Source organism: Enterobacter cloacae complex sp. SHL001 (genome assembly GCF_049236825.1).
In the GTDB taxonomy this organism is placed as follows: Bacteria; Pseudomonadota; Gammaproteobacteria; order Enterobacterales; family Enterobacteriaceae; genus Enterobacter; species Enterobacter hormaechei_C.
This window is the reverse complement of record NZ_JBMKIP010000003.1, coordinates 97,564-120,961: the sequence shown is the minus strand read 5'-3', so window position 1 is coordinate 120,961 and position 23,398 is coordinate 97,564. Positions and strand designations below refer to the sequence as shown.

Annotated in this window: 11 protein-coding genes; 4 read left to right on the top strand and 7 right to left on the bottom strand. The window is 59.5% G+C overall.

Annotation, left to right across the window (positions count from 1 at the left end):
* Positions 1-53 precede the first annotated feature (53 nt).
* The 7 genes from ACOTYH_RS09925 to ACOTYH_RS09895 all read right to left on the bottom strand — a co-directional run bounded on the left by ACOTYH_RS09925 (position 54) and on the right by ACOTYH_RS09895 (position 18,457).
* On the bottom strand, positions 54-11,477 hold the full coding sequence (locus ACOTYH_RS09925; RefSeq protein ID WP_421637722.1) for a BapA/Bap/LapF family large adhesin: 11,424 nt from the start codon (positions 11,475-11,477) through the stop codon (positions 54-56).
* 864 nt (positions 11,478-12,341) lie between these two features.
* Positions 12,342-13,517, bottom strand: a complete 1,176-nt coding sequence (locus tag ACOTYH_RS09920; protein WP_040118015.1) for a hypothetical protein — start codon at positions 13,515-13,517, stop codon at positions 12,342-12,344.
* Between the two features lie 11 nt (positions 13,518-13,528).
* Complete coding sequence (locus tag ACOTYH_RS09915; RefSeq protein WP_033487541.1) at positions 13,529-14,320, bottom strand: HpcH/HpaI aldolase family protein; 792 nt, start codon at positions 14,318-14,320, stop codon at positions 13,529-13,531.
* A complete protein-coding gene (locus ACOTYH_RS09910; protein ID WP_033487540.1) occupies positions 14,302-15,045 on the bottom strand; it encodes an alpha/beta fold hydrolase in 744 nt (247 codons plus the stop codon). Before ACOTYH_RS09910 ends, ACOTYH_RS09915 begins: the two co-directional genes overlap by 19 nt.
* A gap of 8 nt (positions 15,046-15,053) precedes the next feature.
* Positions 15,054-15,818: an SDR family NAD(P)-dependent oxidoreductase gene (locus tag ACOTYH_RS09905; protein WP_332993658.1), complete on the bottom strand. Its 765-nt coding sequence runs from the start codon at positions 15,816-15,818 to the stop codon at positions 15,054-15,056.
* A gap of 2 nt (positions 15,819-15,820) precedes the next feature.
* Positions 15,821-17,143 carry a histidinol dehydrogenase gene (gene hisD, locus ACOTYH_RS09900; protein ID WP_421637721.1) on the bottom strand — a complete coding sequence of 441 codons (1,323 nt, stop codon included), beginning with the start codon at positions 17,141-17,143 and terminating at the stop codon, positions 15,821-15,823.
* A 75-nt stretch (positions 17,144-17,218) separates the two neighbouring features.
* Positions 17,219-18,457: an MFS transporter gene (locus tag ACOTYH_RS09895; protein WP_032669352.1), complete on the bottom strand. Its 1,239-nt coding sequence runs from the start codon at positions 18,455-18,457 to the stop codon at positions 17,219-17,221.
* Positions 18,458-18,765: 308 nt separating this feature from the next.
* Between ACOTYH_RS09895 and ACOTYH_RS09890 the strand changes: the two genes are divergently transcribed.
* The 4 genes from ACOTYH_RS09890 (at position 18,766) to hisD (ACOTYH_RS09875) (ending at position 23,348) form a co-directional block, all read left to right on the top strand.
* Positions 18,766-19,836 carry a LacI family DNA-binding transcriptional regulator gene (locus ACOTYH_RS09890; protein WP_003862277.1) on the top strand — a complete coding sequence of 357 codons (1,071 nt, stop codon included), beginning with the start codon at positions 18,766-18,768 and terminating at the stop codon, positions 19,834-19,836.
* Complete coding sequence (locus ACOTYH_RS09885) at positions 19,833-20,804, top strand: nuclear transport factor 2 family protein (protein WP_015571630.1); 972 nt, start codon at positions 19,833-19,835, stop codon at positions 20,802-20,804. Before ACOTYH_RS09890 ends, ACOTYH_RS09885 begins: the two co-directional genes overlap by 4 nt.
* Positions 20,805-20,909: 105 nt before the next feature.
* Positions 20,910-22,052, top strand: coding sequence for an ester cyclase (locus ACOTYH_RS09880; protein WP_033487538.1), 1,143 nt, complete (start codon positions 20,910-20,912; stop codon positions 22,050-22,052).
* Positions 22,053-23,348 (top strand): histidinol dehydrogenase, encoded by a 1,296-nt coding sequence (gene hisD, locus ACOTYH_RS09875; protein ID WP_063413152.1) that lies wholly within the window; start codon positions 22,053-22,055, stop codon positions 23,346-23,348.
* Positions 23,349-23,398: the final 50 nt, after the last annotated feature.

Genomic DNA, 23,398 nt, shown 5'->3' with positions numbered 1-23,398 from the left:
TTTTGTTTATGCCCGGGCGCTGTTCGCGCCCGGGTCATTTCTTGCAGGTGCTATCAGGTAATGATGTGTTGCTGGTTTACAAGCTCGTCGTAGGTGGTCTGAACGTTGTCCAGCGTAACGAGCGCAGATTTAGTGTAGGCGGCTCCCGTGCCGTCACGGTCGATGGAGATCACAGTATTGTTACCGCTTTGTGAAACAGACACATAGTTCCCCAGCGTCGACGCACTACCGTTCCAGCCCACCAGCAGATCGCCAATGTCGATCTTGTCTCCCTGCGTGAGGGAGAAGTTCGTCCAGTGGTCGCCCGTGCTGTTACCTGCGGTAGCGTTACCCGCCGTATTGTTCAACACCTGATAAATCAGCGTGTCGCCGTAGGCCGTGCCGCTAATCACATCGTTATGCTCCGAACTGACAAACTTCGGCGCCATGTCAATGGTCAGCGACGCGGTATCCGTGGTGCCGCTGGCGTCGGTCAGGGTGTAGTTAAAGACCTCCTTGCTGGTAATGGTAGAGAGCGAGATCCCCGGGTTAAGGGTATAGGTGTAACTGCCGTCAGCGGCAATCGCCAGCGTCCCGTAGTGGCCCGTGATGTTTGACATCGTGCTGCCGGTGTACGGATCCAGGGGGGTGGTAACGCCGTCGTAGCCGGTAATGCTCACACGGGTATCAACCGAGTGCAGCTGGTCCATTGCTCCTGCGGAGCCGGTGCCGTCGAAGATATTGCCGTCAACGGTGTGGGTGCCCGTCGCGTCGTACTGCGACAGGGAGTAGGTCGTGCCGTTTACGCTTGGGGTAATGGTGATGTTCCCCACGCTCAGCCCCGGTACGCTGCCGGTAAAGTTCAGCGTATAGGTCCCGGCGTTGAGATCCAGCCCGGTCAGCGGAACGTCGATGCTGCCGCCCAGCAGTGAGCCTCCGCTGAAGGAGCCGCTGCGAATCACATTCGTCCCGTCAGTGATTGACCAGTTCACCGTCAGCCCGCCCAGTGCCAGCAGCGAGGCCACGTTAAAGTGCAGCGAGGCGTTATGCAGCGCGGTGTTTGCATCCACCACGAAGGTCCCGCTTCCGCTGCCCTGCGTTGACCCCAACAGGGCGGTAGTCCAGCTGGCGGTGCCGACGGAGGTATCCGTATAGGTTGACGTATGGTGAACCGACGTGACGTCCATCGCGGTGCTGACATCGTTTACCGCATCCATTGGGCGCGCGGTTGGGGTGATGTTCAGCGATGCCGTGTCCTTCGAGCCGTCAGGCGCGGTGATGGTGTAGACGAAGGTATCCGGCGTGCTGATATGGTCCGCGCCGACCCCGCTGTCCAGGGTGTAGGTGTACTCCCCGGCCGCGTTGATCCGCAGCGTACCGTACTCGCCGGTGATCTCCGTCAGGCCGCTGCTGTTCACCGCCACGCCGTTCACGTCAGAGACCACGGTACCCGCTGGTGCAATATCATCCGCCAGCACATCCCCGGTGGTGCTCTCGCTCACGCTTGCCACGCTGTAGACATGATCCTGCAAGACGTTCAGCGTGTAGGCCGTCAGCGCGGTGATCCCCGCCGCCGTATTGAGCAGGAACAGGTACTCACCGGCAGGCAGATTCAGCGTCAGCTGCGAGGAGGTGCCCCCCAGCAGCGGCGCGCGCAGCCAGCCGGGTTCAACGCGCATCTGCTCGAAGGTCTGCGTCGCATTGTTGAACTTATAGATGTAGAGGTCGAACACCGAGGCCAGCGCCACGCCGCCCACGGACGCCTGAACGGTCATGGTGCGGGTGGTGCCTTCTTCCACGTTATAGATGATCGGGTTGGCCAGATCGTCCAGCAGGTTCAGCCCCAGCGTATTGCCAAGGTTGATCCCCACCAGGGTAAAGCCGCCCTGCGACGAGGTGCCGTTGTTGATCGCCTCCACGGTGGTATCGAAGGTCAGCGAGGCGGTATCGTCCACGGCCACGATACCGCTGCTGCTGGTGCCTTCGCCCAGCGACAGCACCAGATTTGCCGAGGCGCTGGTGCCGTTGTGGGTGATGGTGTAGGTAAAGTTCTCCGTGCGCCCAATGACGGCGGCGCTGGTGTTGGTCAGGTTATAGGTATAGCTGCCGTCCAGGTTGATGGTCAGCGTGCCGTACTGCCCCTGAATCACCGTGCCGTCAGCCGTGACGCTGGTGGTGGTGCCCTGGGCGTTGGTGACCGCGGTGACGGTGGTGCCCGCCGGGGCGTTGTCGCTGCCTGCGGTTGGATCCACGTCGGTGATGACGTTCCCGACAACGCTGGTCTCGCCGGACACGGTGCCTGCGCTGGTCTCTTTCACCGCCACATCGAGGCTGGTGTAAGAGCCGGTTGCCAGCAGGTTAGTGTTGTAGCTCAGGACGCGATACTGACCATCCGCCAGGCCGGTCAGGTTCAGCGACACCCCCGTCGCGCCGAGGGTCAGCAGGTCAGCGAACTGCGGCTGTCCGGTGTCGACCACGGTGGTCCAGGTGTTGTTGGCGGCGTCAAAGCGCTGTACCACCAGCTCAAGGGTATTGAGCAGGGAGAGTACGGCCCCCGTGGCGTTGGCGTTCACGGCAATATCCGCACTGCCGCCGCTGCCGACGGTGAAACCTACCTGCGCGGTGTCGTTGCCGAGCAGCGTCAGCACGTTACCTACGGCGCCCACCAGCAGGAAACCATAGTCGCTGTACTGTGAGTTGGTCACCGTTGCGGTGGTTGTCAGCGCCAGCTCTTCAACGTTGGTGCTGGCTGAGAGCGGCACCACCGGCGCAAGGGCTGAGCCGGGCAGCGAGACGTTGCCTGCCGCGTCGGTGGCGGTGATTTGCAGCGTCTGGCCTTCCGTCTGTTTATTGAGGAAGGTGTAGCTCCAGGAGCCGTTGCTGTCTGCCGTGGCGGTGACCGTTGAGTTATCCGCCAGACGGATGGTGACGGTACTGCCCGCTTCGGCGCTACCGGTCAGTACACTGCCGTCTGCGTTGAAGGTCCCGGTCGGGGCCGTTGGCGCAGTGAGATCGACAATGACGGTGGTCGAGGTGGAAATCGGGCTGGTGCCCGAGCCGTTGCTCGCCGTGGCGGTGAAGGCATGCGGCCCTTCGCTCAGCACCGGCGTGGTGAAGCTCCAGTTGCCGCTGGCATTTGCGGTGACTGTGCCCATCAGCACCCCGTTGTTATAGAGGGTGATAGTCGCGTTTGGCTGCGCCGTGCCGCTCAGGGTTGGCGTGGTGTCATCGGTGGTTTTCCCGTTGGTCAGGTTGCCCGTCACCGTGCCAACGTTATCGTCGATGTTAGCGATAACCGGCGCGTTCGGGATCGTGGTGATCGGGGCAATCACTGAGGTGGTGATACCTGCGTTACCGGCCTTATCGGTAGCAAATACAATCAGTGACTCCCCGCCGGTCTGTGGAGGGGTGAGGGTGGCGCTGAAGTTTCCGCTGCCGTCCGCGACGGCCGTTCCAAGCACGGTTCCGGTGCTGCTGGTAATGGTGACGGTACTTCCTGCTTCCGCCGTACCGGTAACCTGCGTCCCGTTGGTGATCACCGCCAGCCCGGTTGGGGCTGGTGGCGGCGTCAGGTCAACGTTGATCGTGATAATCGGCGATGGCGCGCTGGTATTGCCCGCGGCATCGGTGGCGGTGGCGGTGAAGTTATGCGCGCCTTCGGTCAGCGTGGTGCTGGTTTGCGGCAGCGTCCAGTTGCCGTTGGCATCGGCAGTGACGGTTCCTACCAGCGTCGTGCCGTCGTAAATACGTACGGTGGCATTGGCTTCCGCCGTACCGTTTAAGGTCGGACGGGTGTCGTTGGTTGGGTTGGTGCCGGTGACAGGGCCGGTGACGGTTCCCACATCATCCACAATCGAGGTGATTGCCGGTGCGACAGGGGCGGTGGCATCCACATTGATGGTGTAACCCCCGGTCTGCGCGCTGGCGTTGCCCACGGCGTCGGTGGCGGAGAAGGTCAGATTATGCGGCCCGTCAGCCAGCGGGGTGGACGGCGTAAAGCTCCACGCGCCGCCGGTGGCGACCGCGGTGCCAATCTGTACCCCATTGTCATAGATGGTTACCGTCGCGCCGGCTTCTGCCGTACCGGTGAGCGTTGGACGTGCATCGTTGGTTAACCCGCCGTTGGCGACAGGCGTCGCAGCATTACCGACGTCGTCGGTGATGCTGGTCAGCACCGGTAGCGCTGGCGGCGTGGTGTCAATGGTCAGGCTGAAGTCGGCGGACGGCGTGCCGGTGTTCCCCGCCTGATCCGTTGCTTCTGCGGTAAAGGTGTGTGACCCGGTGCCCAGCGGCACGGTGATATCCACGGTCCAGTTGCCGTTAGCATCGGCAGTACCGGTGCCCACCAGCGTAGTGCCTTCGTAGATATTCACGGTGGCCAGCGGCTCGCTGGTCCCCACCAGGCGCGGGAGAGGATCGTTCGTGGTCTGGCCGGAGCCAATCGCCCCGGTGATGGTGCCAACATCGTCAATCGCCTGGGTGATAACCGGCGCGGCAGGCGCAGTCGTATCCACAACCAGCGTAAAGCCTGGTGAGGCAGGACTGACGTTGCCCGCGGCATCGGTTGCCGTGGCGGTCCAGGTGTGGCTGCCGTTTGCCAGCGTGCCGGTGGTGAAGCTCCATACGCCGTTGGCATCCGCCACGGCGGTGCCCACCTGCTGACCATTCTCATAGATGGTGATGGTCGCGTTGGCTGCCGCGGTGCCGTTCAGCGTTGGCGTGGTGTCGTCTGTGCTTTGTCCCGAGGCGACCGGGCCCAGCACGGGACCGGCATTGTCGGTGGCAGGGGTAAAGACTGGTGCGTCGGGCACCGACGTATCCACCGTCAGGTTGAACGGTGGCGAGGTGACCCCGGTATTGCCTGCGGCATCGGTGGCGTTGAAGGTAATGGTATGCGGCCCTTCACCCAGCGCGGTGGTCGGCGTGAAGGTCCAGTTACCCTGGGCGTTGACGACCGCCGTGCCGATTTCCATATCATCGACAATAACGTGCACCGTTGCGCCCACTTCCCCCGTACCGTTGAAGGTTGGACGGGTGTCGTTGGTGGAACCGTTGCTGGCGATGATTCCCGTTCCCGGGCTGACATCGTCTATCACCGTGGTAACCACCGGGGCCGCAGGGCCAGTGGTATCCACCGTAAAGGCGAATACTGGCGAGTTGGCGGAGACGTTTCCGACATCATCGCTGGCGTTGACGCGCAGGTTATACGTCCCGTCCGTCAGAACCGGGTCCGGCGTAAAGGTCCAGTTACCGTTGCCGTCGACCGTAGTGGTACCAATCTCCACGCCGTTATTCAGAACGTGAATGGTGGTACCCGCCTGGCCGGTGCCGCTCAGGGTTGGCGTGGTGTCATTGGTGACCTGCCCGGCGGTAAGCGGGCCGGTTACGCCACCCGGAGCGTTGTCGCTGACCGTATCGATCGTCGGCACCTGTGGCGCCGTCAGATCGATATTGATGCTCCAGACGCCGGACGGCTGGCTGACGTTGCCCTGCGGATCCGTCGCTCTGACCGTAAAGTCATGCGTTCCTTCCCCGAGGGCGGTTTCAGGGGTAAATGTCCAGGCGCCGGTACCGTCTGCCGACACCGTACCAATCTGCGTGGCGCCATCAAAAATGGCGACGACGCTGTTCGGCTCGGCGGTACCGGTCAGGGTTGGCGTGGTGTCGTTGGTTGGATCGCCGCTTGGGACAGGCGTTGCCGCATTGCCTGCGTTATCCGTCACGCTGGTAATCACCGGCGTGGTGGAGACGGTGTCGACCACAATGGTGATCCCGGCCGACGGGGTGCTCTCATTGCCCGCCGGGTCGGTGGCGGTCACGGTCAGGGTGTGGCTGCCGTCGTCCAGCGCAGGCGGCGTGTAGCTCCAGGTGCCGGTCGGACCGACAACAACGGTGCCCAGCGGGTCGCCGTCATCGTACACCGTAATAGTGTCCCCGGCCGTGCCTGTCCCGGTCAGGGTAGGACGGTTGTCGTTGGTGCTCTGCCCGTCGGCGATTGGGCCGGTGATCGGACCTACGTCATCAGTCACCGCACCGATGGCTGGCGCTGTCGGGGCGGTAAGGTCGACGGTCACGGTCGCGATCGGCGACTGCCCGCTGGTCGCGCCGGTGGTGATGTTTGTGGCGGTGACGGCGAAGGTGTGTGGCCCTTCCGTCAGCGGCAACGGTGGCGTGTAGCTCCAGTTGCCGTTTGTATCCGCAACGACAGTGGTCACCGGAAGCAGCGATCCATCCTGATAAATGGCGATCACGCTGTCCGGATCGGCGGTGCCGGTAAGGGTAGGCGTGGTGTCATTGGTGGTTTTATCTTTCACATCACCCGTGACGGGATCGACGTCATCGTTGATCGCCGTAATCACCGGTACCGCAGGCAGCTCGAGCGGAGAGTCCGGCACGTCAAAGGTGGTTGACGGGCTGGCATTGCCTGCGGGGTCCGTGGCGGTGAGCGTCAGCGTCGCGGCATCCAACTGGGCCGGGGAGAGGGCAATGGAGAAGGTGCCTCCCGTCGCGACCCCGGTCCCGATGACATTGCCGTTGGCGTCACGAACCGTCACCGTGGTTCCGTCATCTGCCGTCCCGGTCAGCGGGGTGCCCTCCGCGGCAATGGCGATATCAGTTGGCGTTGCAGGCGGCAGGGTATCCACCGTCACGCTGAGATCCCCGGAGCTGGCGGAGGTATTCCCCGCCGCGTCACTCGCGGCCACTGAGAAGGTATGCGGCCCCTCGGTAAGCGCAGGGTCGGCGGTCCAGGACCATGTCCCGTTCGGCTGAACCTCCACGACCACCGGCGAGGCGACACCATCAACAGAAACGGTGACGCTCGAACCCGGCTCGCCAATCCCGGTGAGGGTTGGCGTACCGTCGCGGGTGTAAAGCACGCTGTTGGTCAGCTGGCTGTCAGAGACGGCGTCAATTTGCGGCACGGTTGGCGCCTGCGTATCAACCTCCACCGTAAAGACCGGGCTTACCGGGCTAACGTTACCGGCATCGTCCACCGCGGCGACGGTGATATTCAGCGGGCCGTCGGTCTGCGTCGGCAGGGTATAGGACCATCCGCCATTGACGACTTCAACGCGATCCACTTCCACGCCGTTGTTGTAGATGATCACCGTCTCGCCGGTGGTGCCGGTTCCGCTCAGGGTCGGTGTGGTGTCGTTAGTGGACCCGCCGTTCTGCGCGCCGGCGATGTCGCTGATAACAGGGGTGTCCGGGGCGAGGGTATCGACCGTTATCGTGATACCGGCTGATGGCACAGATTCGTTCCCGGCTTCATCGGTGGCGGTCGCCGTGTATTCGTGCGTCCCTTCGCCAATGTTGTTCTCAGGACGCCAGCTCCAGTTACCGTTACCGTCCACCGTAACGCTGCCCACGGCCTGCGGCTCGCCTGTACCCACCTGGTCATAGATGGTAATGACGTCATTCGGCGTACCGGTGCCGCTCAGGACCGGACGCGGATCGTTGGTGGATTCGCCATCCAGCACGGGGCCGGTGATCTGGCTTACGCTGTCTGTCACCGTTGGGGTTCCCGGCTGGGCAGGCGCGTCGGTATCAATGGTAATGGTCACCGGCGTGGACGGGGCGCTTTCGTTCCCGGCGCTGTCCTGGTTGGTCACCGTCAGGGAGAGATCGTAGGTGCCGTCAGGCAGCGGAGTGGTGGGTGTCCAGCTCCAGTTACCGTCGCCATCGATCTCGGCTTCACCAATTTTGGTGGCACCATCGTAAATGTTGACGGTATCGCCCGGCGTGCCCGAGCCGCTCAGGGTTGGCGTGGTATCCCGGGTGGTCTCCCCAGGATTCAGGGCCGTCCCCGGCGTGCCGCCGTCCGGGTTGACGGTGATCTCAGGAATATCCGGCGTTGCAGGCGCGGTGGTGTCGATCGCCAGTTCAAACGGCGGCGAAATGGTGGTGTTACCCGCCTCATCCGTTGCGTGGACCGTCAGCGAGTGCGGGCCGTCCGTCAGCGGCGTGGTTGGCGTAAAGCTCCAGCCGCCGCTGCCGTCGAGCACGGCCGTGCCGAGCAGGGTGGTTCCGTCATAGATCGTGATGGTGGTGCCGTCCGGTGCGGTTCCCTGCAACTGCGGCAGCGTGTCGTCGGTGGTGTCCCCGCTGTTAAGCGGAAGCTGCACGGGCCCCACGTTATCGGAAACGGTGTCAATGGTGGCCGCTGGTGGCGGAGTCGTATCGACGGTAAAGGTAAAGCCGGCTGATGGTGCGCTGGCGTTACCGGCCGCATCGCTCGCGACGACGGTGAACGTATGCTGCCCGTTCACTAATGGGGTAGTAGGCGTGAAGGTCCATGCGCCACCGCTGTTGACAACGGCAGTACCAATATCCTGTCCGTCCAGACGGATCGTCACGGTAGAGCCCGGCTCGCCGGTACCGTTCAGCGTCGGGAGCGTGTCGTTGGTGGTTTCATTGGTGTCGAGCGCACCCGTGCGGCCCGGTACGTCATCAATGACCTGCGTAATGGCCGGCGCGCCCGGGGCGGCGGTATCCACCGTGATGCTCCAGGTGTTCGATGTCCCGCTGAGGTTATTGTTGGCGTCAACCGCCGTCGCCGTCAGTACGTGCCCGCCGTCCGGTAGCGCGGTTTCCAGCGTGATGGACCACTGACCGTTCGCCGACACGACTGCGGTGCCAATTTCGGTAGTACCGCTGTAGAGGGTGATGGTGGTGCCAGGCTCGCCCGTTCCGTTGATGGTAGGCGTGCTGTCGTTGGTGAGACCGTTCTGGCTGACAGGACCGGTGACGCCGGGGGCATCATCCACCACGCCCGTGATGACCGGGGTTTGTGCCGCGGTGATGTCCGGCGCGTCAAACGGCGCGGTCGGACCGGTGTTTCCGGCGGTATCAGTGGCATCGGCAGTCAGGGCTTCGCCGTTGGCTTTCGGCGGGATCAGATCTACGCTGAAATTCCCCTGATCGTCGGCGACCGCTTCCCCGACCTTCACGCCATTTTCACGAATGGTGACGGTACTGCCCGGCTCGGCTGTACCGGTTACGGTGGTGCCGTCGGCAGAGATCACCACGTTTTCCGGCGCCAGCGGTGGGGTGCTGTCTGGCGCGTCGGCAAAGCCAGACGGGCTGGTGTTACCGCTGCCGTCGGTGGCCGTCACTTCAAGGGCTTCGCCGTTGGTCTGGGCTGGCGAAATCGGGATGGTAAATGTGCCGTCCGGACCGGCGGTGGCCTGGCCGATGATCGTACCGTCCGGCGCTTTAATGATAATCGTGCTGTTTGGCTCGGCGGTTCCGCTGACGCTGGCCCCGTCTTCCGCCACCACCAGGTTGCCCGGTGCGGCAGGCGGGGTGATATCCGCTGCGTTAACCAGCGCCGGTGAGCTCTGGTTGCCTGCGGCATCGGAGGCGACCACGGAGATAATCTCACCGTAGGTCTGCGCAGGGTTCAGGTTGGCGACATAGTTGCCGTTGCTGTCGGCAGTGGCGGTCCCGATTTGCAGCCCGGCATTGTTGGTGATGACGATTTTACTGCCCGGCTCGGCGGTACCGGTGATCTGGGTGCCTGCGGAGTTGAGCGTCGCAACCGGCATGTCTGGCGGCGTAAGATCGACGGTAAAGTTGATCGGCTGAGACAGACCGCTCTGGTTGCCTGCCGCATCGGTTTCCCGCAGGGTAATCGAGTGTGCGCCTTCTGCCAGTGGATTCGTCGGCGTGATGCTCCAGGTACCGTTCGGCAGAACGGTGGTGGTGCCGATAACAACGCCGTTATCGTAAACCGTGATCGTGCTGCCCGGTTCGCCTCTGCCCGTCAGGCGCGGCTCTGAGGCATCGGTAAACTGCCCGGCACCGATCGCCCCTTTCAGTACGCCCGTGTCGTCGTTAATGATAAATCCGGAAGGCGTTTGCGGCGCGGTGACATCTACCGTGACGGTAAAGACCGGCGAGGCCGGGCCAGTGTTACCGGCGACGTCGGTGGCGCGCACGGTAAGCTGGTGGCTGCCTTCGCTCAGATTCACCGACGGCGTAAAGCTCCAGCTTCCGTTACTGCCCACAACCGCTGTGCCAATGGCAATGCCGTTATCATAGATGGTGACCGTCGAGCCCGCTTCCGCCGTGCCGGTGAGCTGTGGCCGCGGGTCGTTGGTGCTGCTTCCACTCCCGAGCGTGCCGGTGCCAGGCGCAACATCATCGGTGATGCTGACGATCGCTGGCGCGCCAGGCGCGACGGTATCGACCACGAAGGTTACCGCCGTGGACGCCGGGCTGGTATTGCCTGCGGCATCGGTCGCGGTGGTGGTAATGGCGTGGCTGCCTTCAGACAGGTTGGTCGACGGGGTAAAGCTCCATTTCCCGGTGGCATCGGCTGTGGCGGTGCCAATCGGTTTCCCGTTGTCATAGAAGGTAATGACGGTGCCGGCTTCACTGATGCCGCTGAACGTCGGACGCGCATCGTCCGTGCGTTGTCCGTTGCTCAGCGGGCCTGTTTCGGCGCCCACGTTATCATTGACGGTGACAATCTCGGGTGCATCCGGCGCGGTTAAATCCGGTGCCGTGACCTGAACGCCCGGGCTGGTATTGCCGGACGGATCGGTGGCGGTAGCGTTGATCTGTTCTCCGTTGGTAAGCGGCGTACCGAGATCAATCGTAAATTTCCCGTCGCTGCCCGCTTTGCCCGTTCCGATGGTGTTGCCATCGGCATCTTTCAGGGTTATCGTGCTGCCCGGCTCAGCGGTACCGGTAACGGTTTTGCCGTCAGGTGAGACCTCCAGATTGGCCGGGGCATCCGGCGCGGTGAGATCCGGTGCCGTAACCTGACCGCCCTGGCTGGTATTGCCGGACGGATCGGTGGCGGTGGCGGTGATCTGTTCCCCGTTGGTGAGTGGCGTACCGAGATCAATCGTAAATTTCCCGTCGCTGCCCGCTTTGCCCGTTCCGATGGTGTTGCCATCGGCATCTTTCAGGGTAATCGTGCTGCCCGGCTCAGCGGTACCGGTAACGGTTTTGCCGTCAGGTGAGACCTGTAGATTGGTGGGGGCATCCGGAGGCGTGGTATCTGGCTCGGAAGGATTTCCCGGATTGCCGGGATTCGGACTGTTGTTATCGTCATCCCCGCCACCTCCACCGCCGGTCCCCGCCGCAATGGCAATCCCACCTGCGACGGCCAGGCCACCCAGCACCCAGGGCCACGCTGCGGCGCCGCCGGTATCACTCCCTGACGCCGCCAGTAGGGCGTCCGTGGAGGCGATGGATTCATAGGTGGCGGCACCGGTTGGATCTTCAATCCACCACAGCGCACCGTCGCTCTCCTCAAGCACCAGCTGGCTCACGCCCTGCGCGTCGGTGACGTAGAAATTCTTGAGGGTAATCACTTCGCCCGAGTGGAGGGTAATCACCAGATCGTTTCCGCTGCGGGAGTAACCTGAGATATCGGCGCGATCCACGTTAAGTTTAACAATAGACGAATGGCCGAGTGTTACCTGTGTTCCCTCCGTGGTCGTTTCCACGCCAGTTAGTTTCGATATAACAGATATTTGGCTCATACAGTTATTACTCCAGCAGAGTTATTGTTTACGGCGTGTCAGACGTGGCCATATTTTCTGGAGGGATGAGGGCGCTCCCGGCGAAAATACTGTGAATAAAACAGTATTTACCGTTGCTTTCTTTAGAGCGACCGAGACCCGCCAGCAATCAACGTGGCAACATCAGGGCGAAGCTAATTATTTACATGAGTAACTGTTATTTATTTATATTTTCGTAATTTATAAACCTTATTATTTGTGTAGGTATTATTTGTTTTGCTGTAAAAATGATATAGCTATAAATATCTGAATGTGCAAATTAAGTGTCTGTAAACCCTGCACTGTGATTGCAGAGAAAATTAATTGATAGCGCGAATATATTTTGTTGGCTATGCGGGCCGCGCCACAGAGGCGTTGGCGTACAGGCGGTCGGGATTAGGTAGTGGAAGAAATGAGAGGGGGATAATACTGAATACATAGGCTTTATTTATAATTACAGCGAATATTAATGACTGCTTAATAATGATTTAAGTTAGGGTGAATCATCTGCTGTATGATATATTTCGAAGAATTGCATTAATGTAATATATTTTCGGTTTGGGTTTGGATTCTGCTACGCATAAAAATAAACTGTCGACTTCACATATTTCATAAATAAAAAGGCCGCAAATGTGGCCTTTCTGAGGGGGGAGGTTTAGCCGAAAGAGATAATCCCCATTTCAATCAGTGCGGCGAGCGTCAGAAGAATAAAAAGGATAACGACTATGGGTCTGTACATTTGATTTTCCATCCATGTTTATCATGCAATCCGTTTTATGTGCATCATTATTGATGATGGTGCAGGCGATCCCTGCCCCCCTATTTTGCGCCACTTTGCCGTAAAAATCAGTTAGCTGCTGGCACTTTTTCTACTTTTTCTCCGGCCCGACGGGCCGTGGCTGGCAGGATGTCGGCATCCGCCACGTAGCCATCAGGATCGAGACAGCGATTGTGTTCTCTCGCCTGGTGCAGGATCGCTTCGTCCCAGTACAGGCGCTTACGCTGATCGCCCCGGGTCGTCAGAATAAACTCCACATTGCCATCAACCGCGCGGTAGCGGCGCCAGCTGTTTGCCGGAATGGAGATCACCGAACGTTCCGGGGCGATAATGCTGACTTCCTTACCCGCCTCGTTCCAGGTCACCTCCAGCTGGCCTTTAAAGACCATGATCACCTGAATATCCGGGCAGAGATGGCGACCGACAATGTGGTCGTCAGCAAGCCGCAGCCATTCGACGGAAAAACCGTGCGGGCTCAGGATAGCGGGAGCGGAATCCCGATCCTGTGAAATGCCGAAACCGATAACCGGCGCAATTTCGCCGCCGTGTCCCGGCAGCACCGAGTCCAGCAGTCCCTGCGCTGACCAGCAGCGATCATCGCCGGTTACCGCACGCTGGCGCATCTCCTCAACGCTGTAGTCACGCAGACCGGCAATATATTGCTCTGACAGCGGCGTCAGCAGCGTGGCGGGATCGGGCGTTGGTTCACCTGCCTCCTGCGCAATCAGCATATTATCCTTGCTGAGATACATACCGTACTCGCTGGCGGCCGCCAGCACTGACGGGTGCCAGATGATGCCGCCCGTGTTGTCCCCGCCGAGCACGGTAAATACCATGCCGCAGGTATCTTCTTTACTGACGTTAGTGAAACCGCGGAAGATCCAGGTCGGTATTGAGAGGATGGTGGGCGCGCTAAATTCCGCTTCATGCTCGCCGTTGGCGCCCCAGCGAAAACGCCATGTCCCTTCATGGATCAGGAACACTTCTGCGGTGAAATGCAGATGCAGGTTATTGGTTACCCCTTTCGGCATAGCCGCCGCGCCAATGTTAAAGCCGTGCGGCTCGGGGATATTAACAATCTGCTCGCTGGACTGAGTTACACCCGGGCCGATGAAGGAATAGTTTTGTTTGAGATGCGAACCGGGCAGCTTGCAATCAATAAAAGCAAGATTGCAGGAAACCATATCGTCGGGGGCGATTAACCGTGTTCGTGCCTGGCTCTGGCTAAGATGGATAGTTTTCATCATTTCTCCTTTTAATACCCGGATGCACCGGTGGTAGGGATGGCGTTGCCGCGGGCGAGGGCAATTGCTTCACGTGAGGCGCGACCCAGCTGCATAACGTCGTTTGCAGGGGTAACAAACTGGAAACCCTGCGCAATACGCGCTGCGGCGGCCGCGCCGGAAGTGCAGAAAATACCGGCAATCTTCTGCTGCTGGCGGCAGCAGTGAATCACCCGCTCAATAGCAGCAAGCATTTCGGGATGTTGGGATTCGGCGCTGGCGCTGCCGGTCAGCGTCAGCGAGAGATCGTTGGGGCCAATAAACACACCGTCTAGTCCTTCGGTATCAAGGATGGCGTCAAGATCCGCCAGCCCTTCGCGGGTTTCGATCATTGCCAGCGTCAGGATCTCGTCGTTAGCGTGCTGTGGATAATCACTGCCGCCGTAGAGTAGACCTCTGGCCGGACCAAAGGAGCGAACACCCAGCGGTGGATAGCGACAGGCAGCGACAAAACGGCGAGCCTGTTCCGCGCTGGAGATCATCGGACAGATTACGCCATACGCGCCGGCGTCTAATACGCGCATGATTTGCGCCGGATCGTTATCTGCCACCCTCACCAGCGGCACGGCAGGCGTGCTCGATAGCGCCTGTAGCATCGACAACGCGCTGGCAAAATCAATCATGCCGTGCTGCAAATCGACGGTGACGGCGTCGTAACCCTGATGGCCCATAATTTCCGCGCTATACCCGGACGGGATCGCCAGCCAGCCGTTAACGATCGGGGTATTTTCCAGAAATGTGGTCTTTAAACTGTTTTTGCGCACTGTATGCACTCCGTTATCCACTGACGCAGCAGCGGCGCGATCTCATCCGGGGTTTCCAGCGGAATAAAATGCCCGCCAGCCTCCACCGTATGCCTGGTCACGTTCGCGTTGCCTGCTGTCAGTAGCTGATGATGATGGGGCGTGCAGATAACGTCCTGCGCGCCGTTTAGAAGTAATGTGGGGCAGGAGAGGGCGTTAAACGCAGCCCGGTTGTCCTGCCGGTGAATGGCCATTTCCGTTTGCTCCGCAAAGGTCTCAATGCCGCACTCTTGCGCCATTCGGCAAATAGTCTCTTGCAGGATCCGATCGGACAGACGTGACGGGGCGACATAGCTCTGCCACAGCGACGAGACCAGCCAGTCGGCCAGGCCCCGCGCCTGTGCGGTGTGTACCGCTTCCCGGCGTGAAGCAAGGGTGTCTGGCGCAACGGGCAACGGATTAACGGAAATCAGCGTCAGCCCGTTCACTCTTTCTGGCGCGTCGGCGGCCATTTGCAGCGCGACAATCGCGCCGAGCGAAAAGCCCGCCAGCAGAAAGCGCGGTGGCAGAACCTTTAACAACCGCCGTGACGCCTGCGGCGCGGACTCTGCGCCCGTCAGCGTGATGCACAGCACCGCTGAGACGTTCAGCCGTTCAATGACGGGCTGCCAGAGCCGGGCGTTACAGAGCGTGCCGCCAAGCAGCACCAGCGGCAGATCGGTATTGTCCAGAAGCGGATATTCCATTGCATCCCTCACGTAGCCGTCCAGCCGCCGTCAACCATCAGGGCGCTGCCGGTGATCAGCCCGGCGGCCTCAGAGGCGAGGAACACTACCGGCCCCATAATGTCCTCCAGCCTGCCTGGCCGGCGCAGTTTGATGTTGTCCAGCACATAGCGGCGAAATGCCGGGTCGGCGAGCGACGAACGCGTCAGGTCGGTTTCAATGAAGGTCGGGCACAGCGTATTGACACGGATCCCCGCATCGCCCAGCTCCAGCGCCATCGTTCGGGTTAACCCTTCAAGCGCGAATTTGGAGGCACAGTACACGCTACGCTCGGGGCCACCAACGTGTCCCATTTGCGATGAGATGTGAATAATCGATCCCCCCTTACCGTCCACCCGCATTCTGCGCGCCACATGCTGGCTGATAAAAAAGGTGGCGCGCAGGTTAAGCGCCATCACCGCATCGAAATTTTCCTCGTTCACCTCAAGAAACGGCTGGTGGCGGGCCAGCCCGGCACTGTTCACCAGAATGTCGGGCGTGGGCAACGTCGCCAGCACACGCGCCACCTCCTGAGTGTCGGTAATATCCAGTTCCAGCGGGTGAAATGCGAGACTGTGTTCCGCTGCCAGACCTGTGGCATGCGCCAGCGCCTCGCGGCCCCGGGCGGCGATCCATACCTCTGCTCCCGCCTGTGCGAGGGCGACGGCGGCGGCGAAGCCAATCCCTCTTGACCCGCCGGTCACCAGCGCGCGTTTGCCGTGCAGGGTGAAAGAGGGCGTTTGCAAAAGCGTCATGACTACACCTTTTCCCTGACCGGGGCCGGTGTGGCGTAGGGAACTTCCGTCTGGCCATAACGGCGCACGCGAATATTGGCCTGCTCGGCATGTCCGGCGAACCCTTCCAGCAGCGACAGACGGGAACAATAGCTGCCGATTTCGGCGGTGGCTTCGTCGCTGAGGACTTTCTGGAAGGTGCAGGTTTTCATGAACTTGCCCACCCACAGGCCGCCGGTATAACGTGCGGCTTTCTGCGTGGGCAGGGTGTGGTTGGTGCCGATCACCTTATCGCCGTAGGCCACGTTAGTACGCGGTCCAAGGAACAGCGCGCCGTAATTGGTCAGGTTAGCCAGGAACCAGTCGTCCCGGTCGGTCATCACCTGAACATGTTCGGAAGCGATACGATCTGCCTCCTGCAGCATCTCTTCGTGGCTGTCGCAGACGATGATTTCCCCGTAGTCCTGCCACGACTGGCGGGCAATGTCGGCGGTAGGGAGCTTTTCCAGCAGCCGTTCCACTTCGCTGAGCGTCTCTTTGGCAAGTTGAAGCGAGTTCGTCAGCAGGATGGCAGGGGTGGTGACGCCGTGTTCGGCCTGGCCCAGCAGGTCCGTGGCGCACATTTCCGCGTCAACAGTGTCATCGGCAATCACCAGCGTTTCCGTCGGACCGGCAAACAGATCGATACCTACCCGGCCGAACAGCTGGCGTTTGGCCTCCGCAACGAAGGCGTTACCGGGCCCGACCAGCATGTCGACCGGTGCCAGCGAGTCCGTGCCCAGCGCCATGGCGCCTATCGCCTGAATGCCGCCAAGGGCATAGATTTCCGTTGCGCCAGCCATTTTTTGCGCCGCGACAATCGCCGGGGCGGGCTGACCGTTAAACGGCGGGGCACAGCTGATGATTCTTGAACATCCCGCCACGCTGGCAGTGATGATCGACATGTGCGCGGAGGCGAGCAGGGGATATTTTCCGCCAGGCACGTAACATCCTACGGCGTTAATCGGAATATTTTTATGTCCGAGGATTACCCCGGGACGCGTTTCAATTTCCAGGTCCCGCAGACATTCTTTCTGCGCGCGGGCAAAATTTGCCACCTGCTGTTGGGCAAATTCAATATCCTGAATATCCTGGCGGCTTAACTGTTTTATGCAGCGGTCAATCTCCGCGGACGTCAGACGATAATCCTGACGGTCATAACGATCGAATTTAATGGATAATTCGCGAATGGCTTTATTTCCGCGTTTTTCAATATCCGCAAGTATTTGTTCAACCGTTTCCCTTATTTGCTGGTTGGCTTGCTGGCGCTCTTCGGTAGATTTACCGGTTTTTAATTTCCAGGACACTCGCTTCTCCTTACCTTTTTCAGATGTCAGTTGTCCTCCCGGCGAGCCGGGAAAGGGTGTTTACTTCAGAAAGGGTTATTGATCCGGCGCGGCAGCGTACGCACCGTTTTTTAATAATTGGGCTGAGGTTTGCGTTTTACGGGCATATACCCATCGAGCGGACAGCGGCGTGGCAATAGCGGCCACAACGGAAAGGGCGGCAATCAATATATAACCGGACGACAGGTTAATATGTTGCATCATTACGCCCATCATTACCGGCCCGACAAACATGCCGCAGGAATAAATGGTCTGGAATAGTCCCATTCGCGTGGATTGTTCATCAGACGAGGTATTCACTACGCTGAGCGACATGAATGCGGCAAAGGCCATACCGAACGAGAACCCCGCCAGCGCCTGCCACAGGTAAATCACATACATATTGCTGGTAAAGGGAATGCCGAAAGTGGAGATCACCTGTAAAACGATGCCGAGCACGGCGGTTTTTACCAGCCCAAGGCGCTGATAAAACACCGAGCTGCACAGGGCGATGGCCAGCCCGTAAAAAAGAAGGTGAATATTACCCAGCAGCGCGAGGATCCCCGCCCGGGCGCCAAGCTGCTCGGCATAGACCGGCGTCAGCGTGTCGCGGGTGGCGAAGGGCACCAGAATGACGACGGTCGCCAGGATGCCAATCAGCCAGACGGAACGGTCGGCCAGTTGCTGGCGCGCGCCGGTAATGCAGGCTTTAAGCGTGGGGGCCTGAACCGGGTCGTGCACGTCCTGAATGCGGGTCGTCAGGAATAACGCCACCAGGGCGGAGATGCAGGAGACAAAAAAGGCGATGTTATTGGCGAAATAGTGAATCAGCACCGCGCCAATACAGTTACCGAGAAACACGCCGATGGGCCCTGCCAGCGCCAGCAGCGCGACGGCGGCAGGCGCTTCGTTGCGACCGAAGTAACGCATGAACAGGATGTTGTACAGCACCCAGGTCGCCGCCGTGACACCGTCTGCCGCTTTCGCCAGATACAGCGTAATGGCGTTGGGTTCAAGCCAGGCAATCGGCCAGGCGATAATTGGCAGCAGCAGGCCAATCTGGATGAAGATCCTGCGGCTTTTAACCACGTCGGAAATAATGCCTAACGGGAAGCGTATCAGAAGGGTTGCCAGACCGGACGCGCCCATGATGATGCCCATGATCTGTGGCTCAATGCCCTGGTTGATCATCATGGGGGCCAGGAATGCATCAATGCTATGAATGCAGATAAAGAACAGGATGCTGATGATGAAAAAGAGCCGGGCTTCCCGACGGCGTAACAGTGCTTGAAACATGGTTTTGAACCTCTTAAGAATTAATGGGTTATAACCAGTCAGGGACGACGTTTACCGGTTCAATCCTTTGGGCGACTCCTGTTCTCTCCGGTACCATTGACGGTATGAAAACTCTTTGCATACGTATTCAAGATTTGAAGTTACGAAAAGGTTTCACATTTGTAAAGTGATCTCGATCTTGTTGTGATAATTTTAATTTTTTGTGTTGCATACGCATGCAAAGGTGGTGTAAGTATAAAAAACACCCACTTGCTGAGGCGTTTGAAGCACGTGCAAATGGGCAGGACGTTGATAAGGAATCAGGGGTAATGAAACGTAAGACTTTTGCAGCAGTCACATCCCAACAGGTCGCTCAGCTGGCGGGGGTATCGCAATCTGCGGTGTCGCGAACGTTCACGCCGGGGGCCAGCATTTCACCGGCAACGCGTGAAAAAGTGCTGAAGGCAGCGCGCGAGCTGGGCTATCGCCCGAATGCGATCGCCCGTTCGCTCAACACGGCTCGTTCGCGCATTATCGGTGTCGTCATTTCTTACTTTGATAACCCCTTTTACTCGCAGGTGCTGGAGGCGCTGGCGCAAAAGCTGGATACGCTGAACTATCACCTGCTGCTGTTCGTTGGCGACCGGGAAGGTAACGTAGACCGTATTTTTGACCAGATTATGCAGTACCGGGTGGATGGCATTGTGCTGGCCTCGGTGACGCTGTCGCTGGAGTTATCCGAGGAGTGCCTTGCCGCCGGGATCCCGGTAGTGCTGTTTAACCGCAGCGAAGAGAGTGGCATGGCCTCCAGCGTCAACAGTAATAACGAAGCGGCCGCGCGGCAGATTGCCGAGTTTCTGCTGGCGGGGGAGCACAAGCGTTTTGCCTACGTGGGCGGCGTGGCCGATTCCCCGGTCAATATCGCCCGCCAGCGCGGGTTCATTTCCACGCTGGAAGAACATGGCATCACCGATGTCCGGGTGGTGCACGGGAATTACGACGCTCAGCAAACCACCCGGGCAGCCTATACCCTGTTTTCGACGTCGCCAGCGCCGGATGCGGTCTTTGTCGCCAACGATCATATGGCCGTCACGGTAATGGATGTGGCGCGCTATGAGTTTGGTTTGCGCATTCCGGAGGAGGTCTCCGTTGTCGGCTATGACGACATCGGCCCTTCCGGCTGGCCCTCTTATGCGTTGACCTCGGCGTCGCAGCCGGTCGGCGCGATGGTGGATGCCACGGTGGAACTGTTAATGAAGCAAATTGACAGCGGAACCATAGAGCCTGAACAGATTACGGTGCCCGGTACGCTGGTGATACGCCACTCGGCGCGTCGCCCACGCAGCGGCGTTATCGAAACCAATGGTTTAACGCTATTCCAGTCTAAGGAGCGCACATGACCAGATTGCGGGGCTTCAGCCCTCAATTCGACTCTATCCAGCAGTTCATTTTGACGCTGACGCACGTGGTGTGGGAGCAGAAAGATATCGGCCAGCTGGCGGATTTTTACGCCACGCCGGTGGTTTTCACTACACCCGAAAAACAGCTGCATGAGCTTTCCCAGTTTATGCGCCTGACGCTTGAGGCGATGCACAGCTTCCCGCAGCGAGCGGTGCTGACGGAGGATATTCTGTGCAGCCAGAACCCGGGGGACGAGTACTATGCGGCGCAGCGTACCGTAGCCCGCATTCAGCACCAGGGGGAGGGATTTTTTGGCCCGCCGACCGGGAAAAATGTCTGGGTCCGCACCTGGGCCGATCGCATCTGTGTTGATGGTGCCGTACGCCAGGAGTGGCTGCTTCAGGATCGTGCCGCGATTGTGGCGCAACTGGGGCTGGATGTCCGCGACTTTGCTTTTAACCTGGCGACCATGCGCCAGCAGCTTGGGCTGGAATCTGTGTCTGCTGAGACGCTTGACGCCCGCTGGGCGGGTGGGCCTGAGGGCGACGACGTGGAAGGGGCGCTGGCCGGGGTCGTTGAGCGCTACTTAACGATGTGGGCGGGCGGTAACAGCGGCGTGGTGCCCGGTCTCTATCACCCGGCGGCGACGCTGTACGCGCCGGGGCACTGCCTTTGCACCGGCGAACAGGAAATTGGCGCACAGCTTTCCGGTTATCGCGCTTCATTTGCCGACAGCGAAACGCAGCTTCATCACCTGATTGTGCGTAAAGATCCTAATGAGCCGATTCGACTTTCATTGCGCTGGTCGTTGTTAACCTGGCATGACGGTTACGGCAAATTTGGTGCGCCGACCCGTAAACCCATATCAATTACCGGTATCAGCCAGCTTGAATTACGTGATGGTTTAATTTTCCGTGAATATCTGGGGATCGATGAATTAGCGATTTGGTCGCAAATATTTAATTAATGGGGCGGCAGCCCCCTTATTCCGGCTGCAAAAAATAACCGTGTTTAATTCACCCTCACTTACGGGTGCGGGTTCTTATTGTCTGAAAACAGAGCAGGAGTTTATATGTCTTCCACCGAAGCAACAAATAAAGCACCAGCCGTACCCGAAAAAAGCAGCGTGAAATCGCTGAAAGAGGAACCTGTATTACAGGTGGAGCGTCGTGATTTTGTCGATCTGGTACCGGAAAAAAGACCGCGCGTGCAATCATTACGCGGCTTTGATGACTGCTATACCGATATTGTCGATTATATCGTTCGCTGCACCCATAAAATATGGGACGAGCGCGATGTCGGTTTAATTTATTCTCACTATACCCATAACTGCGTGCTGTATAACGCGCTGGGGACACTCTATAACCGCGAACAGGTGGTGCAGGATACGCTGCAACGCTTAATTGCCTTCCCGGAACGGCGCGGAATGGCAACCCAGGTTATCTGGAACGGAAATGATGTTGACGGTTTTTATACCTCTCACCTGGTGACGGGAAGCGGGCGGCATACACAGTACAGCCATTTAGGCAAACCGACGAACCGTACGTTTGTGACGCGTACCGTGGCGGATTGCATGATCCACGAGAATAAAATTTATCGGGAGTGGGTAGTCAGCGACAATATGTCACTGATGAAACAGCTTGGCCTGAATACCGATCAAATCGCATTTAATATGGCAAAGGAGCAGTTCGATAAAGGCTTCCGCGTGATGGACATCGGCGAAAACGGCCGCATGCTGGGGCAATATCCGCCGGAGATGGAGTGCGATGTTTCCATTGCGCACACCGATACGGAGGAGCAGTGCCTGCGCTGGCTGCATGAGATCTACAACCGCCGGATGTTTGGCAAGATCAAAGAAGTGTATGCGCCTAACGTACAGTGGCACGGTCCGCTGATGAAAGAGCTGTACGGCACCGCGGCGGTAACCCATCAGACGCTGGCGCTGGTGGGGATGATCCCTGACGGCGCGTGGCTGCCGCAGCATATTTGTTCCAACCCATGCGATGAAGGCGGCGTCAAAGTGGCCGTACGCTGGATTATCGAAGGACATCACCTGGGTTACGGCGAACTCGGCAAGCCGACCGGAGAACGACTGTTCGTGATGGGCATGTCGCACTACCACATCGTCAACGGAAAAATTGTTGATGAGTGGGTGGTTTATGACCATCTGGCGCTGCTGGCGCAGATCAAACTCGGCCAGATGGAGGACGCGTAAATGTTAAATCAGGTGAGCTGGATTAAGCGTCCGCAGGGGCAGGATGCGCAGGCCGATCGTTCCCTGACGGAGAAGGTCAGCGCCATTATCGAGCGCGTGAAAACCGAGGGCGATACGGCGCTAAGAGCCTTTTCGCAGCAGTTTGATCAGGTCGTACCGGCGCAGTTTGAGGTGAGCGAGCAGGAGATTGCCGAAGCACTGGAGGGGATGGATGCCCAGACGCGCCGCGACAGTGAGTTTGCCATTAATCAGGTGCGTCGTTTTGCGCAGGCGCAGCTGGCGACCATGCTGCCGCTGGAGGTAGAGACGCTGCCTGGCGTGCATCTCGGTCACCGGATCATCCCGGTGCAGACGGTGGGCTGCTACGTGCCGGGCGGACGGTATCCGATTCTCTCCGCACCCGTGATGTCGATTGTTCCTGCGACGGTGGCGGGCTGTGAACAGATTATCGCCTGTCTGCCCCCGGGCGCCCATCCGGCGATGATTGCCGTTTGCCATCTGGCGGGCGCGCACCGCATTTTCAAAGTTGGCGGCGCGCAGGCCATTGCGGCTATGGCCTGGGGAACGGAGAGTATTCCGTCGGTGGACAAAATCGTTGGGCCAGGCAACGCCTTCGTTAACGAAGCGAAACGCCAGGTGTTTGGTCGAGTCGGCATTGATGCCCTCGCCGGGCCGAGCGAGATTTTTACTATCGCCGACGACAGCGCCGACCCGCGCATTCTGGCCGCCGATATGCTGGCGCAGGCAGAGCACGATATTCATACCCGCGTCGGGCTGGCGACAACCAGCCGGGATATCGCTGAGCGTACCCTGGCGGAGGTTGAGCGTCAGCTTGCCAGCCTGCCAACGGCCGCCACGGCGGGCGAGGCGTGGCGTCGGCAGGGTGAAATTGTGCTCTGCGAAGATGAAGCGCAGCTGATTGCGTTTGCTGACCATATGGCGACGGAGCATTTGCAGGTGCATACCCGCGATCCGCACGCGACGGCAGCGAAGATCCGCAACTATGGCTCGCTGTTTATTGGTCAGAACGCCAGCGTGGTGTTCTCCGATAAATGCTGCGGCACCAACCATACGTTACCGACGATGGCGGCGGCACGCTATACCGGCGGTCTGTGGGTAGGGGCATACGTCAAAATCTGTACCCATCAGTGGATTGACGAGCAGGGTATCCCGGCAATCGCACAACCGGCGATCCGCCAGAGCCGTACCGAGGGGATGCAGGGGCACCGACGGGCGGCGGAAATTCGTCTGCGTCCGCAGGACATTGATGCCATTACTACCGGCATGCGGGACTAAAACGTATCCCGGGCAGCCTTCTGCCCGGTTTTCAGCACGGGGAGCCTGAG